This window comes from Staphylococcus microti (assembly GCF_000934465.1).
In the GTDB taxonomy this organism is placed as follows: domain Bacteria; phylum Bacillota; class Bacilli; order Staphylococcales; family Staphylococcaceae; genus Staphylococcus; species Staphylococcus microti.
Genome location: NZ_JXWY01000075.1, coordinates 1 through 21,303, shown reverse-complemented (window position 1 = coordinate 21,303; position 21,303 = coordinate 1). Strand labels below are relative to the sequence as shown.

Annotated in this window: 11 protein-coding genes and 1 other RNA gene; 10 read left to right on the top strand and 2 right to left on the bottom strand. The window is 40.9% G+C overall.

Going from position 1 to position 21,303, the window contains the following annotated elements:
- The first annotated feature begins 85 nt into the window (after positions 1-85).
- Positions 86-8,836: an LPXTG cell wall anchor domain-containing protein gene (locus tag TP70_RS08825; RefSeq protein WP_211253725.1), complete on the top strand. Its 8,751-nt coding sequence runs from the start codon at positions 86-88 to the stop codon at positions 8,834-8,836.
- Between the two features lie 122 nt (positions 8,837-8,958).
- On the opposite strand, the gene TP70_RS12045 is transcribed toward TP70_RS08825, so the two are convergent.
- Positions 8,959-9,060, bottom strand: coding sequence for an SE2200 family small protein (locus TP70_RS12045; protein WP_084207684.1), 102 nt, complete (start codon positions 9,058-9,060; stop codon positions 8,959-8,961).
- 17 nt (positions 9,061-9,077) lie between these two features.
- Positions 9,078-10,568: an L-lactate dehydrogenase (quinone) gene (gene lqo, locus TP70_RS08820; protein ID WP_044361073.1), complete on the bottom strand. Its 1,491-nt coding sequence runs from the start codon at positions 10,566-10,568 to the stop codon at positions 9,078-9,080.
- Positions 10,569-11,083: 515 nt separating this feature from the next.
- On the opposite strand from lqo, the gene TP70_RS08815 reads away from it, so the two are divergent.
- The 9 genes from TP70_RS08815 to recR all read left to right on the top strand — a co-directional run bounded on the left by TP70_RS08815 (position 11,084) and on the right by recR (position 20,904).
- On the top strand, positions 11,084-12,688 hold the full coding sequence (locus TP70_RS08815) for an L-lactate permease (RefSeq protein WP_044361071.1): 1,605 nt from the start codon (positions 11,084-11,086) through the stop codon (positions 12,686-12,688).
- A 176-nt stretch (positions 12,689-12,864) separates the two neighbouring features.
- Positions 12,865-14,304 carry a PTS system trehalose-specific EIIBC component gene (gene treP, locus TP70_RS08810; RefSeq protein WP_044361068.1) on the top strand — a complete coding sequence of 480 codons (1,440 nt, stop codon included), beginning with the start codon at positions 12,865-12,867 and terminating at the stop codon, positions 14,302-14,304.
- A 105-nt stretch (positions 14,305-14,409) separates the two neighbouring features.
- Entirely contained in the window at positions 14,410-16,050 is a 1,641-nt protein-coding gene (gene treC / locus TP70_RS08805) for an alpha,alpha-phosphotrehalase (RefSeq protein WP_044361066.1), read from the top strand.
- Between the two features lie 16 nt (positions 16,051-16,066).
- On the top strand, positions 16,067-16,792 hold the full coding sequence (gene treR, locus TP70_RS08800) for a trehalose operon repressor (RefSeq protein ID WP_044361065.1): 726 nt from the start codon (positions 16,067-16,069) through the stop codon (positions 16,790-16,792).
- A 60-nt stretch (positions 16,793-16,852) separates the two neighbouring features.
- Positions 16,853-17,121, top strand: an RNA gene (ffs, locus tag TP70_RS12040) — signal recognition particle sRNA large type.
- A gap of 335 nt (positions 17,122-17,456) precedes the next feature.
- Positions 17,457-17,993 carry a GNAT family N-acetyltransferase gene (locus TP70_RS08795; protein WP_044361064.1) on the top strand — a complete coding sequence of 179 codons (537 nt, stop codon included), beginning with the start codon at positions 17,457-17,459 and terminating at the stop codon, positions 17,991-17,993.
- Between the two features lie 200 nt (positions 17,994-18,193).
- Positions 18,194-19,882 (top strand): DNA polymerase III subunit gamma/tau, encoded by a 1,689-nt coding sequence (dnaX, locus tag TP70_RS08790; RefSeq protein WP_044361062.1) that lies wholly within the window; start codon positions 18,194-18,196, stop codon positions 19,880-19,882.
- Positions 19,883-19,985: 103 nt separating this feature from the next.
- Positions 19,986-20,306, top strand: a complete 321-nt coding sequence (locus TP70_RS08785) for a YbaB/EbfC family nucleoid-associated protein (protein ID WP_044361061.1) — start codon at positions 19,986-19,988, stop codon at positions 20,304-20,306.
- 1 nt (position 20,307) lies between these two features.
- On the top strand, positions 20,308-20,904 hold the full coding sequence (gene recR, locus TP70_RS08780; protein WP_044361059.1) for a recombination mediator RecR: 597 nt from the start codon (positions 20,308-20,310) through the stop codon (positions 20,902-20,904).
- The last annotated feature ends 399 nt before the right edge of the window (positions 20,905-21,303 follow it).

Here is a 21,303-nt window from a genome sequence, read left to right as displayed (position 1 = left end):
TTTAACTTTAGCAGATATTGAAAACAACACAGAAAAATGGCAAAAACTTCAACAGTATTACGATAAAGATGAAGAAGTTTTAAAAGTGCCAATTACTTACACATTTAATAACGGTGTGCATAGTTCTGACGATTTACAAACAGATAAAAGCTTTGCGGTTATGAATGTTTCTGATGATATTAAAAATGCATTACGTAATATTAACGGTGCAGCAGAAGCAGTTGAAGCAGCGAAAGTAGCAGACCAAGCAGCAAAAGACGCGTTAACAGAAGCAAATGCGGATGGTTTGATTACACCAACTGAGCAAGCAGCGTTAACGGCAGCACAACAAGAAGCAGTAGCGAAGAAAACAACAGCGACAGACTTGGTTAATGCTTTACCAGAAAGATATAAAGGTGATATGCCAGCGACTTTAGCAGGCTTAACAGGTATTGACGTGCCAGCTGTGAACGACCAAAACGAAAATGGCATTAATGACGCTGTTGATACACAATTAGCAGATGCAAAAGCGAAAGTGGATGCGGCAAAAGTAGCGGACAAAGCGGCACAAGATGCATTAGCACAAGCGAATGCGGATGGTGTCATTAATCCGGATGAAGCAGCACAGTTAGCGGATTTAGCTAAGAAAGCGTCAGATGCGAAAACAGCGGCAGAGACAGCAGTATCAAGCTTGCCAGAAACACCAGAAGCAGTAAAAACAGAAAAAGATACATTGTCTGGAGAACTTGCTGGTTTAAAAGGCATCACAGTGCCAGCTGTGAATGATAAAGATAGTAATGGTGTCGCAGACGATGCTGATACACAAGTGGATGAAGCGAAGCAAGCAGTCGAAGAAGCTAAGGCAGCGGATAAAGCAGCAAAAGACGCATTAGATGCAGCGAATGCAGATGGTGTCATTACGCCAACAGAAAAAGCTGAATTAGAAGCTGCTCAAAAAGAAGCGGCTGATAAAAAAGCAGCGGCAGAAGAAAAAGTAAATGCGTTACCTGAGAAAGATAAAGGGAACTTACCGACAGAATTAGCAGGCCTAACTGGTATTGATGTGCCAGCTGTGAATGACCAAAATGAAAATGGTATTGATGACACAGTAGACGCACAGTTAGCGGATGCAAAAGCAAAAGTTGATGCGGCAAAAGCAGCGGACAAAGCGGCACAAGATGCATTAACACAAGCGAATGAAGATGGCGTTATTAGTCAAGAAGAAGCTGATAAGTTAGCGGACTTAGCACAAAAAGCGGCAGATGCGAAAACAGCGGCAGAGACAGCCGTATCAAGCTTGCCAGAAACACCAGAAGCAGTTAAAACACAGAAAGATGGTTTTACAACTGAATTAGCAGGCTTAAAAGGTATTACAGTGCCAGCCGTGAACGATAAAGATGGTAATGGTGTAGCAGACGATGTTGATGCCCAAGCCGATGCAGCGAAACGAGCAGTAGAAGAAGCTAAGGCAGCAGATCAAGCTGCGAAAGATGCGTTAGATGCAGCGAATGCGGACGGCTTGATTACACCAACAGAAAAAGCTGAATTAGAAGCAGCACAAAAAGAAGCTGCAGATAAAAAAGCAACTGCGGAAGAAAAAGTAAATGCGTTACCAGAGGAACATAAAGGTAATTTACCGGCTGAATTGGCAAGCTTAGATGGCATTACAGTGCCAACAGTCAATGACCAAAATGAAAATGGTATTGCTGATACGGTTGATGCGCAGTTAGCGGATGCAAAAGCAAAAGTTGAAGCAGCGAAGCAAGCAGATCAAGCAGCCAAAGATGCGTTAACAGAAGCAAATAAAGATGGTGTTGTTGATCAAGAAGAAGCGGCGAAATTAGCTGAGTTGGCAAAACAAGCAACAGATGCAAAAACAGAAGCAGAAACAGCGGTATCAAGCTTGCCAGACACACCAGCAGCAGTAAAAACAGAAAAAGATACACTGACTGAAACATTAAATGGTTTAGATGGCATCAAAGTCCCATCTTCAAATGATAAAGACGGTAATGGTATTGATGACACAGTTGATGCACAGTTAGCGGATGCAAAAGCAAAAGTTGATGAAGCAAAAGCGGCGGATCAAGCAGCCAAGGACGCACTAGACGCAGCAAATGCGGACGGTGTGATTAACCCAGAAGAAGCAGCACAGTTAGCAGATTTAGCTAAGAAAGCAGCAGATGCTAAAATAGCGGCAGAGAAAGCCGTATCAAGCTTGCCAGACACACCAGCGGCAGTAAAAGCAGAAAAAGATAATTTGACTAATACGTTAAATGGCTTAGACGGTATTACAGTGCCGGCGGTAAATGATGAAAATGCAAATGGTGTAGCAGATGATGTCGATGCACAAGTAGAAGCAGCAAAACAAGCGGTAGAAGAAGCTAAGAAAGCGGACCAAGCAGCGAAAGATGCATTAGAGAAAGCAAATGCGGACGGTGTGATTAATCCAGAAGAAGCAGCTCAGTTAGAAGAATTAGCGCAAAAAGCAGCAGACGCGAAAACAGCAGCAGAAACAGCGGTATCAAACTTGCCAGACACACCAGCGTCAGTAAAAGCAGAAAAAGATAATTTGACTAATACGTTAAATGGCTTAGATGGCATCACAGTGCCAGCTGTGAACGATAAAGATAGTAATGGTGTAGCAGACGATGTAGACACGCAAGTAGAAGCAGCGAAACAAGCAGTAGAAGAAGCTAAGAAAGCGGACCAAGCAGCGAAGGATGCATTGACTAAGGCACAAGAAGACGGCCTAATCACGCCAGAAGAAAAAGCAACATTAGAGGCAGCACAACAAGAGGCGCAAGCTAAGAAAGATGCGGCGACTGACAAGGTTAACGCATTACCTGAGGACCAAAAAGGTGACTTGCCAGCAGAGCTTGATAAGTTAACAGGTATTGATATTCCAGAAGTAAACGATGAAAATGCGAATGGTGTAGCAGACGATGTGGATGCACAAGTAGAAGCAGCAAAACAAGCGGTAGAAGAAGCTAAGAAAGCGGACCAAGCAGCGAAAGATGCATTAGATAAGGCAAACGAAGATGGCTTAATCACGCCGGAAGAAGCAGCTCAGTTAGAAGAATTAGCACAAAAAGCAGCAGACGCGAAAACAGCAGCAGAAACAGCCGTATCGAACTTGCCGGAAACACCACAATCAGTGAAAGATCAAAAAGATGGATTAACTGAAACTTTAAACGGTTTAGATGGTATTACAGTACCAGCTGTGAACGATAAAGATAGTAATGGTGTAGCAGATGATGTCGATGCCCAACGAGCAGAAGCAGAAAAAGCGGTAGAAGCAGCTAAGCAAGCGGATCAAGCAGCAAAAGACGCATTAGCGAAAGCGAACGAAGACGGTTTAATTACCCCAGCTGAAAAAGCTGAATTAGAAGCAGCTCAAAAAGAAGCAGCAGATAAAAAAGCGACAGCTGAAGACAAAGTGAATGCATTACCTGAGGACCAAAAAGGTGACTTACCAGTGGAATTAGCAGGCTTAACAGGTATTGACGTGCCAGCTGTGAACGACCAAAACGAAAATGGTATTGATGACACAGTGGATGCTCAATTAGCAGATGCACAGGCAAAAGTTGAAGAAGCAAAAGCAACGGATCAAGCAGCGAAGGATGCATTAGAGAAAGCAAATGCAGACGGTGTGATTAATCCAGAAGAAGCAGCACAGTTAGCGGATTTAGCACAAAAAGCAGCAGACGCGAAAACAGCAGCAGAAACAGCCGTATCGAACTTGCCGGAAACACCACAATCAGTGAAAGATCAAAAAGATGGATTAACTGAAACTTTAAACGGTTTAGATGGTATTAAAGTGCCGGAAGTGAACGACAAAGATGCCAATGGAGTAGCTGACGATGTTGATGCGCAACGTGCAGAAGCAGAGAAAGCAGTAGAAGAAGCTAAGGCAGCAGATCAAGCAGCGAAAGACGCATTAGATAAGGCAAACGAAGATGGCTTAATTACACCAGCGGAAAAAGCGGAGTTAGAACGTCTTCAACAAGAAGCTGTTGATAAGAAAGCAACTGCGGAAGAAAAAGTTAACGCATTACCTGAGGACCAAAAAGGAGACTTACCAGCAGAACTTGATAAATTAACAGGCATCGAAGTACCAGAAGTGAATGATGCGGACGCCAATGGTGTGGCAGATGATGTTGATGCTCAACGTTCAGAAGCAGAAAAAGCGGTAGAAGAAGCTAAGGCAGCAGATCAAGCGGCGAAAGATGCATTAGCTAAGGCAAACGAAGATGGCTTAATTACGCCAGCTGAAAAGGCAGAGTTAGAACGTCTTCAAGAAGAAGCACAGGCTAAGAAAGATGCAGCGACTGATAAAGTTAACGCATTACCAGAAGGTCAAAAAGGTGATTTACCAACGGAACTTGATAAATTAACAGGTATCGAAGTACCAGAAGTAAACGATGCCGACGCCAATGGTGTAGCCGACGATGTAGATGCACAACGTACAGAGGCTGAACAAGCAGTAGAAGAAGCTAAGGCAGCAGATCAAGCAGCGAAAGATGCATTAGCTAAGGCAAATGAAGATGGTTTAATTACGCCAGCTGAAAAGGCAGAGTTAGAACGTCTTCAAGAAGAAGCACAAGCTAAGAAAGATGCAGCGACTGACAAAGTTAACGCATTGCCGGAAGACCAAAAAGGCGACTTACCAGCAGAACTTGATAAATTAACAGGTATCGAAGTACCAGAAGTAAACGATGCAGATGCGAATGGTGTAGCCGACGATGTGGATGCGCAACGCGAAGAAGCAGAAAAAGCGGTAGAAGAAGCTAAGCAAGCAGATCAAGCGGCGAAAGATGCATTAGCTAAGGCAAACGAAGATGGCTTAATTACGCCAGCTGAAAAGGCAGAGTTAGAACGTCTTCAAGAAGAAGCACAGGCTAAGAAAGATGCAGCGACTGATAAAGTTAACGCATTACCAGAAGGTCAAAAAGGTGATTTACCAACGGAACTTGATAAATTAACAGGTATCGAAGTACCAGAAGTAAACGATGCGGACGCCAATGGTGTAGCTGATGATGTTGATTCGCAACGCGAAGAAGCTGAACAAGCGGTAGAAGAAGCTAAGCAAGCAGATCAAGCGGCGAAAGACGCATTAGATAAAGCGCAAGAAGATGGCTTAATTACGCCAGCAGAAAAAGCAGAGTTAGAAAAACTTCAAGAAGAAGCAGCATCTAAGAAAGCAACAGCTGAAGAAAAAGTTAACGCATTACCGGAAGATCAAAAAGGTGACTTACCAGCGGAACTCGATAAATTAACAGGTATCGAAGTACCAGAAGTAAATGATGCCGACGCAAATGGAGTAGCAGACGATGTGGATGCGCAACGCGAAGAAGCAGAAAAAGCGGTAGAAGAAGCTAAGGCAGCAGATCAAGCAGCGAAAGATGCATTAGCGAAAGCGCAAGAAGATGGCTTAATTACGCCAGCCGAAAAAGCAGAGTTGGAAAAACTTCAAGAAGAAGCACAAGCTAAGAAAGATGCAGCGACTGATAAAGTTAACGCATTACCAGAGGATCAAAAAGGTGATTTACCAGCGGAACTTGATAAATTAACAGGTATCGAAGTACCGGAAGTGAACGATGCGGACGCAAATGGTGTAGCCGATGATGTGGATGCGCAACGCGAAGAAGCTGAACAAGCAGTTGAAGAAGCTAAGGCGGCAGATCAAGTGGCAAAAGATGCATTAGCTAAGGCACAAGAAGATGGTTTAATCACACCAGCGGAAAAAGCGGAGTTAGAAAAACTTCAACAAGAGGCACAAGCTAAGAAAGATGCAGCGACTGACAAGGTTAACGCATTGCCGGAAGATCAAAAAGGTGACTTACCAGCAGAGCTTGATAAGTTAACAGGTATCGAAGTACCGGACGTGAACGATGCAGATGCGAATGGTGTAGCAGACGATGTGGACGCACAACGTGCAGAAGCAGAAAAAGCAGTAGAAGAAGCAAAAGCGGCAGACCAAGCAGCGAAGGATGCATTAGCAAAAGCGAACGAAGATGGCTTAATTACACCAGCAGAAAAGGCTGAATTGGAAAAACTTCAAGAAGAAGCAGTGTCTAAGAAAGATGCAGCGACTGATAAAGTTAACGCATTACCAGAGGATCAAAAAGGCGACTTACCAGCGGAACTTGATAAATTAACAGGTATCGAAGTACCGGACGTGAACGATGCAGATGCGAATGGAGTAGCTGATGATATGGATGCACAACGCGCAGAAGCAGAAAAAGCGGTTGAAGAAGCGAAGCAAGCAGATCAAGCGGCAAAAGATGCATTAAATAAAGCGCAAGAAGATGGCTTAATCACACCAGCCGAGAAAGCAGAGCTAGAAAAACTTCAAGAAGAGGCACAAGCTAAGAAAGATGCGGCAACTGAAAAAGTTAACGCATTACCGGAAGACCAAAAAGGCGACTTACCAGAACAATTAGATGCATTAACAGGTATCGAAGTACCAGAAGTGACTGATGCAGATGCAAATGGTGTAGCAGACGATGTGGATGCGCAACGTGAAGAAGCAGAAAAAGCAGTAGAAGAAGCTAAGGCAGCGGACCAAGCGGCGAAAGATGCATTAGCTAAGGCACAAGAAGATGGTTTAATTACGCCAGCCGAGAAAGCTGAATTGGAACAACTTCAACAAGAAGCTGTTGATAAAAAAGCAACTGCAGAAGAAAAAGTTAATGCATTACCGGAAGATCAAAAAGGTGACTTACCGGAACAATTAGATGCATTAACAGGTATTGAAGTGCCAGAAGTAAATGACGCAGATGCGAATGGCGTAGCTGACGATATGGACGCCCAACGTGCAGAAGCAGAAAAAGCAGTCGAAGAAGCTAAGGCGGCAGATCAAGCAGCGAAAGACGCATTAGCTAAGGCACAAGAAGATGGATTAATTACGCCAGCCGAGAAAGCTGAATTGGAACAACTTCAACAAGAAGCTGTTGATAAAAAAGCGGCAGCAGAAGACAAAGTTAACGCATTGCCAGAATCCCAAAAAGGCGATTTACCAGCAGAACTCGATAAATTAACAGGTATTGAAGTACCGGAAGTTAACGATGCCGACGCAAATGGTGTAGCCGATGATGTGGATGCGCAACGCGAAGAAGCTGAACAAGCGGTAGAAGAAGCAAAAGCAGCAGACCAAGCGGCAAAAGACGCATTAGCTAAGGCACAAGAAGATGGCTTAATTACACCAGCAGAAAAAGCCGAGTTGGAACAACTTCAACAAGAAGCTGCTGATAAAAAAGCAACAGCGACTGACAAAGTTAACGCATTGCCAGAGGATCAAAAAGGTGACTTACCAGCAGAACTTGATAAGTTAACAGGTATTGAAGTACCGGAAGTAAATGATGCGGACGCAAATGGTGTAGCTGATGATGTGGACGCACAACGTGCAGAAGCAGAAAAAGCAGTCGAAGAAGCAAAAGCAGCAGATCAAGCGGCGAAAGACGCATTAGCAAAAGCGAATGAAGACGGCTTAATTACGCCAGCAGAAAAAGCGGAGTTAGAAAAACTTCAAGAAGAGGCACAAGCTAAGAAAGATGCGGCAACTGACAAAGTTAACGTATTACCGGAAGATCAAAAAGGTGACTTACCGGAACAATTAGATGCATTAACAGGTATCGAAGTACCGGAAGTTAACGATGCGGACGCAAATGGTGTAGCCGATGATGTGGATGCGCAACGCGAAGAAGCTGAACAAGCGGTAGAAGAAGCAAAAGCAGCAGACCAAGCGGCAAAAGACGCATTAGCTAAGGCGAATGAAGACGGCTTAATTACGCCAGCGGAAAAAGCTGAGTTAGAACGTCTTCAACAAGAAGCTGTTGATAAGAAAGCAACTGCGGAAGAAAAAGTGAATGCATTGCCGGAAAATCAAAAAGGCGACTTACCGGCAGAACTTGATAAATTAACAGGTATCGAAGTACCAGAAGTGAACGATGCAGATGCAAATGGTGTAGCTGACGATGTAGATGCACAACGCGCAGAAGCAGAAAAAGCAGTCGAAGAAGCAAAAGCGGCAGACCAAGCAGCGAAAGATGCATTAGCTAAGGCGAATGAAGACGGCTTAATTACGCCAGCCGAAAAAGCAGAGTTAGAAAAACTTCAAGAAGAGGCGCAAGCTAAGAAAGCAACAGCTGAAGAAAAAGTTAACGCATTACCAGAATCACAAAAAGGTGACTTGCCAGCGGAACTTGATAAGTTAACAGGTATCGAAGTGCCAGAAGTAAATGATGCAGACGCCAATGGTGTGGCTGATGATGTGGACGCACAACGAGCAGAAGCAGAGAAAGCAGTAGAAGAAGCTAAGGCAGCGGACCAAGCAGCGAAAGATGCATTAGCGAAAGCACAAGAAGATGGCATCATCACGCCAGCCGAAAAAGCAGAGTTAGAAAAACTTCAAGAAGAAGCACAAGCTAAGAAAGCTACTGCGACTGATAAAGTCAATGCATTACCAGAAAGTCAACGTGGTAACTTACCAGCAGAACTTGAAAAGCTAACAGGTATTAAAGTTCCTAATGTCACTGAAAATAACGATGATAGTGATACAGGCAAGAAAGATGATACTGACAAGCAACAAGAACCGGTTGTGAAACCAGTTGAAACACCAGTTAGTCCAACAGAAACAGTGGATCATGAAAGTGATGAAGTCATGGCAACTGGAAAAGTGACAGGCACAGAGCAAGAAAGTGCCAGCACACATGAAACGTCTAAGAAAGAAGATGTCAAAGCTTTACCAGAGACTGGACAAGAATCTCAACAAACAACATTGTTTGGTAGTCTTTTCGCTGGATTAGGCGCACTATTATTCTTCAGAAGACGTAAAAAAGAAAAAGAAAGTAAGTAATCATTTCAAATAAAAAGAGCGACAGGCCAATTGCGGTTCTGTCGCTTTTTTATTGCTAGAAACTAAAAAAAGCCATATATCTAAGATGCTCAGCACCTTAAATATATGGCTTCAATTAAAGATTAGTATTCGATGTTTGGCATTTTGTTAACATGTTGTTGATAACGTTTTAATGCAGCTGTTGCCGCACCGATAATAATTGCTACGAAAACAAATTTTTTCATGTAGATGCGCACTCCTTTTATTCGTAATAGTTCAATTCTAAGTCTTTAGAAGTTTGTTCACGTGTTTTGCGCATTAATGCTTCATCATCAATTAATGATTTACCATATGATGGAATCATTTTTTGGATTTTTGCTGTCCAATCAGATAATTCTTCTGGGAAGTTGCGTTCGATAACTTCTAAAGCAACTGACACAGATGTTGATGCCCCTGGTGATTCACCAAGTAACGCAATAACAGTGTGGTCTTCAGAGTTAACAACTTCTGTACCGAATTGGATAAAGCCTTTACCGTATTCTTCAGTATCTTTAATTACTTGAACACGTTTACCAGCTGTGTAAAGTTCCCAATCAGCATCTTTTGCTTCAGGAACAAATGTACGTAAATGGTTCATACAACCTTCTTTTGTCATTAAAATTTGATCAAAAGAGTATTTTAATAATGGTAAGTTTTTCGCAGCTGACGCTAATAATGTTGTGATGTTATATGGTTTAACTGACTTGAATAAGTCTAAGTTAGAACCATTTTTCAAGAATTTAGGTCCAACACTTGCGAAAGGTCCAAATAATAATGTTTTCTTACCATCGATAAAGCGTGTATCCAAGTGAGGTACTGTCATTGGAGGTGTGCCTGGTGGCTCTTTACCGTAAACTTTAACCCCGTGTTCTTCGATAACTGATGGATTTGTACATGCTAAGAATTGACCTGTGATTGGGAAACCACCTAAGTTCTTGCTTTCTGGAATGCCAGTTTTTTGTAGCAATGGAATCGCACCGCCACCTGCACCGATGAAGATAACGTCTGCAATTTCAGTTTGTACGTTGCCAGTTTGACGGTTGCGTACTTTAACTTCCCATTTGCCATCTTCACGGCGGTGGAAGTTAGTTACTTCGTGGTTGTAGTGTACATGCGCATTTGGATGTTTTTCAATGCTGCGTGCCATTTTACGTGTTAACTCACCGAAGTTTACGTCAGTACCTTCATTAATTTTACTTGCTGCCATGATGTCACTTGCGCTACGGCCTTTCATCATTAACGGCATCCATTTTCTCATCACTTCAATGTCTTCTGTATATTCGATGTTGTCGAACATAGGGAATTGTTTCATTGCTTCATAGCGGTCTTTTAAGAACTTAACGTTATTCACGCCACGAACGAAGCTAATGTGTGGTAATGGATTAATGAAATCTCTTGGTGTGTCAATGTTCTTGCTTTTTACAAGATAGCTCCAGAATTGTTTTGAAATCTCAAACTCTTCATTGATAACTTTTGCTTTTTCGATATCAATAGAGCCATCAGGTTGTTGTACTGTGTAGTTAAGCTCGCAAAGTGCAGCATGTCCAGTACCTGCGTTATGGTTCTCATTTGAACTTTCTTCACCTGGCTGATCTAAACGCTCATAAAGCTTTATGTTCCAGTCTGGCTCAAGGTCTTTGATCATTGAACCGAACGTCGTACTAAGGACACCTGCTCCAATAATAATAATATCTTTGCTGTGTTTGCTTGTCATAACGATCACCTTTCTATTTGGCTTAGAGCAAGGCAGTGGTTTACCTTGATAATTCTTATTATATACCACTCTATTTTCATTTTAAATGCTATAAGCTCATTGAAGTGAAAAAATATCGTGTAGAATGAAAAAATTGATTATGAAATTTGGGTTGGACAAGAATACATCAATACTATTGGAGTACTATGTAACTGATGAAGGTCGAAATTGTAAATATACTTTTATGTGTTTTATTCAGACGAGTTATTTAAATATGTACAAAAAAGCAACAAATTATGAAAGATAATAAATTGCATGTAATTCTTCTGTACCCCTTTATTATCAATAGATTTAGGGGTTTTCACCTCCTGCAATTCATGGAAATGTGACAAGAAACTAATGGTATAGGCTATTCAATTAGAAAGTTAAATATATAAATATTGAATTAATATGCAAAAACGCTTACAATTTTATTAAATTAGTCATAAGGTCATCAGATGACTATCATTATTCATCATGTTATTGGGGGAATTTAAATGAATGCCTTATTAATGCTCGTTGCGTTAAGCGCAGTAATTGTACCATTCATTTGTTTAGTTGTTTTACGTATGTCGGCCCTTGTTGGTATGACGATCAGCGCAATCGTTGTGACAATTTTAGGGTACTTCTTCTGGGGAATCGATGGCGGGGTTATTACTGCATCTTTCTTACAAGGCGTACATAAAACATTGACGATTATTTTAATTTTATTCGGTGCTTTAACGTTACTCAATACGTTAAGAGAAACAAATGCCGTTGCACGTATTAATGCAGGATTTCAAAATGTGTCACATGATATGCGTGTACAAGTGATTATCGTTGCATTCTTATTCGGTTCACTCATCGAAGGTGCTTCAGGATTTGGGACACCGGCAATGGTTACAGCGCCGTTAATGGTTGCACTTGGGTTCAAACCATTGACAAGTGTTGTGACAGCACTGATTGCAGATAGTGTATCTGTATCATTCGGTGCAGTAGGGACACCGATTTTAGTCGGTCTTAGTACTTTGAAAAATGCGAATGACACATTGTTCCATATGACAACTATGCGAGTAACTGTTGTCGAATTACTTAGCGGTGTGATGATTCCATTTATTATGGTTGCGACAATGGTGTTCTTCTTTGGGAAAAATGGTAAAGCGAAAGCAATTTTAGAGATTGCACCTTGGACGTTATTGATCGGTGTCGTGTATGTGTTTACAGCATGGTTCTACGCAATGATGACAGGGCCAGAGTTCGTATCTATCCTAACACCTTTAACAGTGTTAGTTGTAGCTGTATTTACGGCAAGAAAAGGCATCTTAATACCGAAAACAATTTGGCAAGATGCACTTGCTGATGACTACGATACATCAGCGGTATCAGCGAAACATGATATGAGTTTATTATCTGCATGGTCACCTTACTTGATTGTTGTTGCATTACTTTTACTCACACGTGTTGTTGCACCGGTGAAAGCATTTACAACATCTGTACTGAATCTTTCATGGAACGAAATTTTGGGATATGAGCGTATCTCATCTAGTTGGGAATTGTTATACTCACCGGGTACCATCTTACTCGTTTCAGCATTTTTAGCGGTATTGATTCAACGCAAATCAATGCGTAACTTTACAACAGCTTGTGTTGCGTCATTGAAAACGATTCGTGTCACAACGATTACATTAATCGCGACACTTGCGATGGTACATGTATTCAGTAACTCAGGTTTAAACGGCAATGATTTATTAAGTATGCCAGAATTTATTGCAAATGGTATGGCAAATACGTTTGGAGATGTATGGCTTGTGATTGCGCCGTTCCTAGGTGCACTGGGGTCATTTATTACAGGTAGTGCGACCGTATCTACATTAACGTTCGCACCAATTCAAGCAAATATCGCACAAGCAATCGGTGCAGACGTGTACACGGTGCTTGGTGCGCAAGTGATTGGTGCGGCAGCAGGTAATATGATTTGTGTGCATAACGTAGTGGCGGTATGTGCGGTTGTTAATATGCCGGGTAAAGAAGGTAGTGTTATTAGTAAAACACTCGGACCAGCGATGTTGTATTGTATTTTAGCAGGTATTAGTACATTGATTATGGCATCACTCTTTTTCTAATATGTAACATCATTTGATATCAGTGGCGTAAAGATCTTCAGGGAAAAGATTTTTACGCTGCTTTTTTATTTTGCATTCAAAAAATAAAAAATGTATAATTTGTGAAAGCCTTTGCAAAAGTTGTACAGACAAGTTATAATTTGTATATACAAGTTGGAAAACGAGGAGTGAATAGCATGGCAGTAAAACAATCGGATGTACGAGATATTGTTGAAGCAATTGGTGGTCCGGAAAATTTACAATCTGCAACGCATTGTGTGACGCGTTTAAGATTAGTTTTAAATGATGACAATCAAGTAGATAAGGACCGATTGAGTGACAACCCGCTCGTCAAAGGGCAGTTCAAAGCTGACAATCAATACCAGATTGTGATCGGACCGGGAACGGTTGATGAAGTATACAAAGTGTTTATTAATGAAACAGGCACACAAGCAGTATCTAAAGATGAGGCGAAAGCCCAAGCAGCGAAGAAAGGCAACCCGTTACAACGATTGATCAAGCTTTTAGGAGATGTCTTCATTCCTATTTTGCCAGCAATCGTAACTGCCGGTTTATTGTTAGGGATTAACAACGTTTTAACGATGGAATGGGCAAAAGGTTCACCATCTATTATTGAACAATTCCCGCAAATTGCGGATGTGGCGAATATTATTAACGTCATTGCAACGACATCATTTATTTTCTTACCTGCATTAGTTGGTTGGAGTGCGATGCGTGTATTCGGAGGTAATCCGGTGCTCGGTATCGTATTAGGACTTGTGTTAATGCACCCGCAATTGTTATCACAGTATGAAATTGGAACAGCAGAAGAAATTCCGAAATGGCATATTTTCGGTATTGCCATCGAACAATTGAACTATCAGGGACAAGTACTTCCAGTATTAATTGCTGCTTATGTACTCGCTCAAATTGAAAAAGGTATGAATAAGATTACGCCTGATTCAATTAAGCTATTAGTTGTTGCACCCGTAGCATTATTAGTGACAGGTTTCTTGGCGTTCTTAGTGATTGGCCCTGTTGCATTATGGATTGGTACAGGTATTACTGTGGCAGTGACAACATTATTTGAAAGTGCTGGTTGGCTCGGTGGTGCCATTTATGGTCTTGTATATGCACCACTTGTTATTACAGGGTTACATCATATGTTCTTAGCGGTTGACTTCCAATTAATTGGTAGTGAATTAAAAGGGACTTACTTATGGCCAATTTTGGCACAATCTAACATCGCGCAAGGTTCAGCTGCGTTAGGTGCTTGGTATGTGTTTAAAAAACGTCATATGACGAAAGAACAAGGTCTTGCGGCGACATCAAGTTTATCAGGCTTTTTAGGTGTCACAGAACCCGCAATGTTTGGTGTGAACTTACCACTGAAATATCCATTCTTTGCCGCTGTTATTACAACAATGTTAACAGGTGCATTACTTGGAACTTTCGGCGTATTAGGTAAAGTAGGCGTTGGTGGACTTCCAGCAATTATCTCAATCAATCGTGAATTCTGGGGTGTGTTTGCGATTGCAACACTCATCTCAATGGTCGTCCCAGCCATTTTAACGGTGATCTTCTCAAAATTTAGTCGTGAAAAAGCGAAGAAAATGGTCGACACACCAGACGCTTAACAATAAACATTTAAAACAACGAAGTAGAATCGTGCGTAATTGCCTTTTCTACTTCTCATTATTTCTACTCTATATCGATACTACTTATGGAAGGTGACATACATCATGACAGATCAAGATTGGAAAAAATCGGTCGTTTATCAAATTTATCCAAAATCATTTAATGATACAACAGGCAATGGGGAAGGGGATCTCAGAGGCGTTATCGACAAGTTGGATTACTTACAATTTTTAGGTGTAGATTATTTATGGTTGACACCTATTTACGATTCGCCAATGAATGATAATGGCTATGATATTCGCAACTACTATGAAATCAACGAACAGTTCGGAAGTAAAGCAGACTTTCGTGAGTTGTTAGATGGCGCACATGCACGTGGTCTTAAGGTGATATTAGATATCGTTATTAACCACACATCGACGGAGCATGAATGGTTCCAAGATGCACGTCAATCTAAAGATAGCCCGTATCGTGACTATTATTTCTTTAAGGATTCACAAGATGGCCCGCCAACAAACTGGGTCTCTAAGTTTGGTGGCAACGCATGGCAATACGATGACCAAACCGAGGAATACTACTTGCATTTGTTCGATGTAAGCCAAGCAGACCTTAACTGGGATAATGAAAAAGTACGTCAAGCACTCTATAAAATGCTCAATTATTGGATAGACTTTGGCGTCGATGGTTTTCGTTTTGATGTAATCAATCTTGTGTCTAAAGGTGCATTTGAAAACTCTAAAGAGATTGGTAAAGAGTTCTACACAGATGGTCCACGTGTCCATGAATATATTCACGAGATGAACCGACATACTTTTGGCGATAAAGGTTTGATGACGGTAGGGGAAATGTCTTCAACTACCATTGACCATTGTATTAAATATACGCACCCTGATCGTCAAGAGCTGAGCAGTGCTTTTAACTTTCATCATTTAAAAGTGGATTACAAAGATGGAGAGAAATGGACGAATCAAAAACTGGATTTACAACAACTCAAAACCATTTTAATGGATTGGCAAATAGGTATTTATCAAGGTGGTGGCTGGAATGCGATTTTCTGGTGTAACCATGACCAACCACGTGTCGTATCACGCTTTGGTACGGATTTAGATGAAGCGATGCGACAACAAAGTGCCAAAACGTTAGCGATTGTGCTACATTTATTACAAGGAACGCCGTATATATATCAAGGTGAAGAAATCGGTATGACAGATCCACATTTCACATCAATTGCGCAATACCGAGATGTTGAATCATTGAATGCATATAATGAAATGGTTGAAAAAGGTTATGATGAGCAGGAGATTTTGACGATTCTCGGTCAGAAGTCACGGGATAACTCGCGCACACCGATGCAATGGTCAGCCGATGCGAATGCAGGCTTTACAACCGGAACGCCATGGATTGATGTTGCGCCAAATTATGAAACGATTAATGTTGAAGCGGCGCTTGAAGATCCGAATTCTATTTTCTATATGTATAAAAAGTTAATTGAATTAAGACATACACATGATATTATTACGTATGGCGATATTGTGCCACGCTATATGGATCACGGACAGCTCTTTATTTATGAGCGTAACTTTGAAGGTCAAAAATGGTTGGTCGTTGCAAATATGACAGATCAACCTGCGCAGCTTCCAGAAGACATTGAACTTGAAGGTGACATCATTTTACAAAATGGCAATCTTGCCGATGGTTATCTTGATCCGTATGCGTCGTACGTTATTTCTATAGAATCGAAATAAGAGGCGAGTAAAGGCGATGAAAAAACAAAACAAGTTTAGACATATTTATGAGCATATGCGTACGGCAATTGTGGACGGCACATATGCGTACGGTGCACAACTGCCATCTGAACATCAGTTGGTCGAACAGTACAATGTGTCACGTGAAACAGTCCGTAAAAGTTTGAACATGTTAGTGTCTGACGGCATGATTCAGAAAATACGTGGTAAAGGCTCGGTTGTCATCTATCAAGGTGTGACGGAGTTCCCGTTTGCGGATCTTGTAAGTTTCAAAGAAGTCCAACAACAGAGTGGCAAAACTTATGAAACACATCTTCATGTTTTTGAACAGATTGTTGCCGGAGACGTACCGACTGTTCAACAAGCACTCAATTTATCAGCTGACACACGTTTGTGGCATTTCGTGCGTGATCGTAAAATTGATGGAGTCACAAAAATTATTGATGAAGACTATTTGTTATATGATTTGTTCCCTGACTTAACAGAAGCAATTGTGTTAGATTCCGTTTATACGTACATTGAACAAGTGAAAGGTTACGAGATTAGCTTTTCTAGTAAGTCAATTACGTTCGAGCCATTTGGTGATGCGGAATATAAAGTGTTTGGTGATGTCACGCCAAATTATACAGCGACCGTTCGAGGCATTGTGCATTTAAAGGATACGACAAAGTTCCAATATAATATTTCTAGGCATTTGGCAACAGAATTTCGTTTTGTAGATTTTTCACGACGCCAAAAATAATGATGTATATATAGGATTACGCTTGCAATATAATAATGATGTATAGTATTATTAATCGTACCGTGCTAAGCGGGGAGGTAGCGGTTCCCTGTACTCGAAAACCGCTTTAGCGAGGCTGAATTCCTTTGTCACGGGTGTGTATTTGTGAGGTCTGCCCAAAGCACGAGGTGTTTGAAGACTTCGGTCCTATGCAATATGAACCCACGAACCATGTCAGGTCCTGACGGAAGCAGCATTAAGTGGACACTCATATGTGCCGTAGGGTAGCCGAGGTTTAGCTATCGACTTTGGTAACGCTTATGATGCCCATTCAACACAAAGGTGCACGGTTTTTAATTTATAAGTGAGTGATTAATGATATATAAAGAGTTGAGATAATACGCGTTAGGCGATTGTTTCGACTCTATTTTTATGCCATTTTAGTGAGGGATTGAGCAGTCTAAAATAAGTAAGTGACTGGGGAGAAGTATTTTTAATAAACTTTTTGGCGCTACTGCGAAACAGCTATTATTAATATTCGCAAAGCCGTTTTGTCGGCAGAACTTTACATCCTTTGTTCGATGGACGAGTTCATCACTTTGATCCCAATCATGCTTCGTGATAATAAATGTTATAATAACTATGACCGTAGATAACTTTTTAAAACGAGTAAGGAGGCGTTAAGATGTCGATTTTTATTAGCACACTTACAGAGATGGATTACGAACCATCCTTACAAATGATTGAAAATACATTTGAAGATGTAGCAGCGTCTAATCATAATGAAGCGGCACTTGTAAAAGGACTGCGCATGGCACCTGATTATCGCTATGAGTTAGAAGTGATTGCAAAAACAGCAGACGATGACATTATTGGGCATGCAATGTGTAGTGAAGTGACGATTCAAAGCGACGACGACACATATATTGCGTTAGCGTTGGCCCCCCTTTCTGTTGCCAAAGCATATCAGCATAAAGGGATTGGTAAGGCATTAGTGCAAGCTTTAGAAGAGCGTGCGTATGCACAAGAGTATACGACGATTGTCGTGTTAGGGCATCCAGACTATTATGCGCAGTTAGGGTATGAAGTAGCTTCTAAACATGAGATTACTGTGCCGTTTAATGTGCCAGATGAAGCGGTGCGTGTAAAATTTTTATGGGATTCATTAGAAAATCCACCGCATGGCGAAGTACAATACCCAGATTTATTTTTTAACGTGTAGGCGTTATTGCAATAACAGTTCAGACTGTTTTGAGGCAACATGATGAGACAATAGTCCATGGTGTTCTTCGCGACAGTTTGGGCTTTTTATATTTGGCATAGTGGAGCAATAAAAACTTTAAAAAAATGACTTTCCTGTCTCTCGCCTAAAAAATCAGGAACGTGATATAATGAAAGCATTGTATATTCGGAGGTGCAACAGTGGATTATCAAGCGCTATATCGTATGTTCAGACCGCAAAGTTTTGATGACGTTGTCGGTCAGGAGCATGTGACGAAAACATTAAAAAACGCTATTGCAAAAGGAAAACAGTCCCACGCATATATTTTTAGTGGCCCGAGAGGAACGGGTAAAACGAGTATTGCGAAAATATTTGCCAAAGCAATCAATTGTGAAACAAATCATGATGGTGAGCCGTGTAACACGTGTGCCATTTGTAAAGGTATTACATTGGGAACCAACTCTGATGTCATTGAAATTGATGCAGCAAGTAACAACGGTGTGGATGAAATACGAAATATTCGAGATAAAGTGAAATATGCACCGAGTGAGTCGCGTTATAAAGTTTATATTATTGATGAGGTGCACATGCTTACAACAGGGGCATTCAATGCGTTGTTAAAAACACTTGAAGAACCACCTGCACACGCAATCTTTATTCTTGCGACGACAGAACCACATAAAATTCCACCTACGATTATCTCTCGTGCACAGCGCTTTGACTTTAAAGCGATTAACCATGAGCAAATCGTGTCGCGCTTAAAATACGTGGCTGAAACGCAAGAGATTGGTTATGAAGAAGCGGCGTTAGATTTCATTGCGAAAGCATCTGAGGGCGGTATGCGTGACGCTTTAAGTATTATGGATCAAGCGATTGCATTCGGGGACGAACATTTGACACTACAAGATGCATTGGATGTAACAGGGAGTTTAGCTGACGCCGACTTGAATTTATTATTGGGTGATGTTGTACAAGGCAATGTGCACAGTGCTTTTGAACGTTATCATTCATTTGTGAGCCAAGGAAAAGAAGTCAATCGTTTAATCAACGATATGATTTATTTTGTACGTGATACGATTATGGCAAAAACGACAGCAACGTCATTTGAATACGATGCACTCAGTCATTTAACACTCGATGTACTTTACAAAATGATTGATGTCATTAACGATACGCTCGTGTCGATTCGATTTAGCGTAAACCAGAACGTCCATTTTGAAGTGTTGCTCGTGAAGTTATCTGAAATGATTAAGTCGACAAGTCACGAGACAAGTACACCGACACCAAACAATGCACCAGTCGACACAGGTTTGCTAGAGCGTTTAGATAAGTTGGAGTCTGAGTTGAGAACATTGAGATCTCAAGGTGGGGGACGTCCGGCACCACCTAAAACACAGCCTGTGAAACGTCGTGGCGGTACAACAACGTATTCGGTAGAACGTATTGCGAAAGTTTTAGATAATGCGAACAAAGAAGATATTGCACGCATTAAAGAGCGTTGGCTCGACGTTATTCAGTATGCTAAGGATAGAGAACAAAAAGCGTTAGTGAGCTTATTACAAAACTCTGAACCTGTTGCAGCAAGTGAAGACAAAGTCCTTATTAAATTTGAAGAAGAAATCCACTGTGAAATCTTGCAAAAAGATGAAGAAAAACGACACAGTGTAGAGAAAGTCGTTCAAGACATTATTAACAAGTCTGTAGAAGTTGTCGGTGTACCTGCTGATAAATGGATGCAAGTGCGCAGTGATTATATTCAAGGGCGAAAGCGTCAAGGTGGCGAACCATCTGGACAGAAAAAAGAACGAGAAACACAGCTAAGTGCCGTTCAAGCAGCAAAAGATATTTTCGGTGCGGACATTGTCCATGAAGTAGATAGCGAAACATGACAATAGCCATAAAGGTATGTATAATTGTAAACGAATCTAGGGGTATTGAACCTTACGATAATAACAATTCATGAATTTTTATATATCAAGGAGGAATCACATTATGCGCGGTGGCGGTAATATGCAACAAATGATGAAACAAATGCAAAAAATGCAAAAGAAAATGGCAGAAGAACAAGATAAATTAAAAGAAGAAAAAATTGAAGGTACAGCTGGCGGCGGCATGGTGAAAGTTGTTGTAACAGGACATAAAGAAGTTGTCGATGTCATTATCAATGAAGAAGTTGTAGACCCAGAAGATGTTGAAATGTTACAAGACTTAGTACTTGCTGCAACGAATGAAGCAATGAACAAGGCAGATGAGCTAACAGCAGATCGTCTAGGTAAACATACTAAAGGTTTAAACATTCCAGGATTGATGTAAGATGCATTATCCACAACCTATATCAAAGCTCATTGATAGCTTTATGAAACTGCCAGGCATTGGTCCAAAGACGGCTCAACGTCTGGCTTTTCATGTGTTAGAGATGAAAGAAGACGATGTTGTACAATTTGCCAAAGCATTAGTAGATGTAAAACGAGAACTTACATATTGTAGTACATGTGGTCATATTACAGAACAAGATCCGTGCTACATATGCGAAGACAAACAACGCAATCGTTCTATTATCTGTGTTGTTGAAGATGACAAAGACGTGATTGCAATGGAAAAGATGAAAGAATACAAAGGTTTGTATCACGTGTTACATGGGACGATTTCTCCTATGGATGGGATCGGTCCGGAAGACATCAATATTCCAGCACTTGTGGACCGCCTTAAAGATGAAGGTGTACAAGAGCTTATTTTAGCAATGAACCCTAACTTAGAAGGTGAGTCAACAGCAATGTACTTGTCGCGACTCGTTAAACCACTAGGTATTCGTGTGACACGTCTCGCACAAGGATTATCTGTTGGTGGCGACTTGGAGTATGCAGATGAAGTGACATTATCCAAGGCAATCTCTGGTCGTACGGAGATGTAATGTTATATAGAAGAAACGAATATGTTGAGATAGATGCAAGTATGTCTATCTCAGTTTTTTTATTTATTTCAGAAAAAATTGGTAATAAATATTCAAAAAGATAAAACCCCCTTAAAGAGTGTAAATTTTAGTGTTGTTAAAAGGTTTGAGAGGCTGTATAGTTATATCTTGTTGAGCGGCAAACAAAATACTCAACGAAATGACGAAAAAAGAATTTAAAAAAGTTGTTGACTTCGATTGATAACTTGTGTATAATTAATTCTTGTCGAGTCAAAAGAAACAAAGACATGAACATTGAAAACTGAATGACAATATGTCAACGTTAATTCCGATAATTTGAGTACTCAGAGTAGTACTTTCAAGAGTGATTGACTTAAACAATCAACGAGCTATATCAAG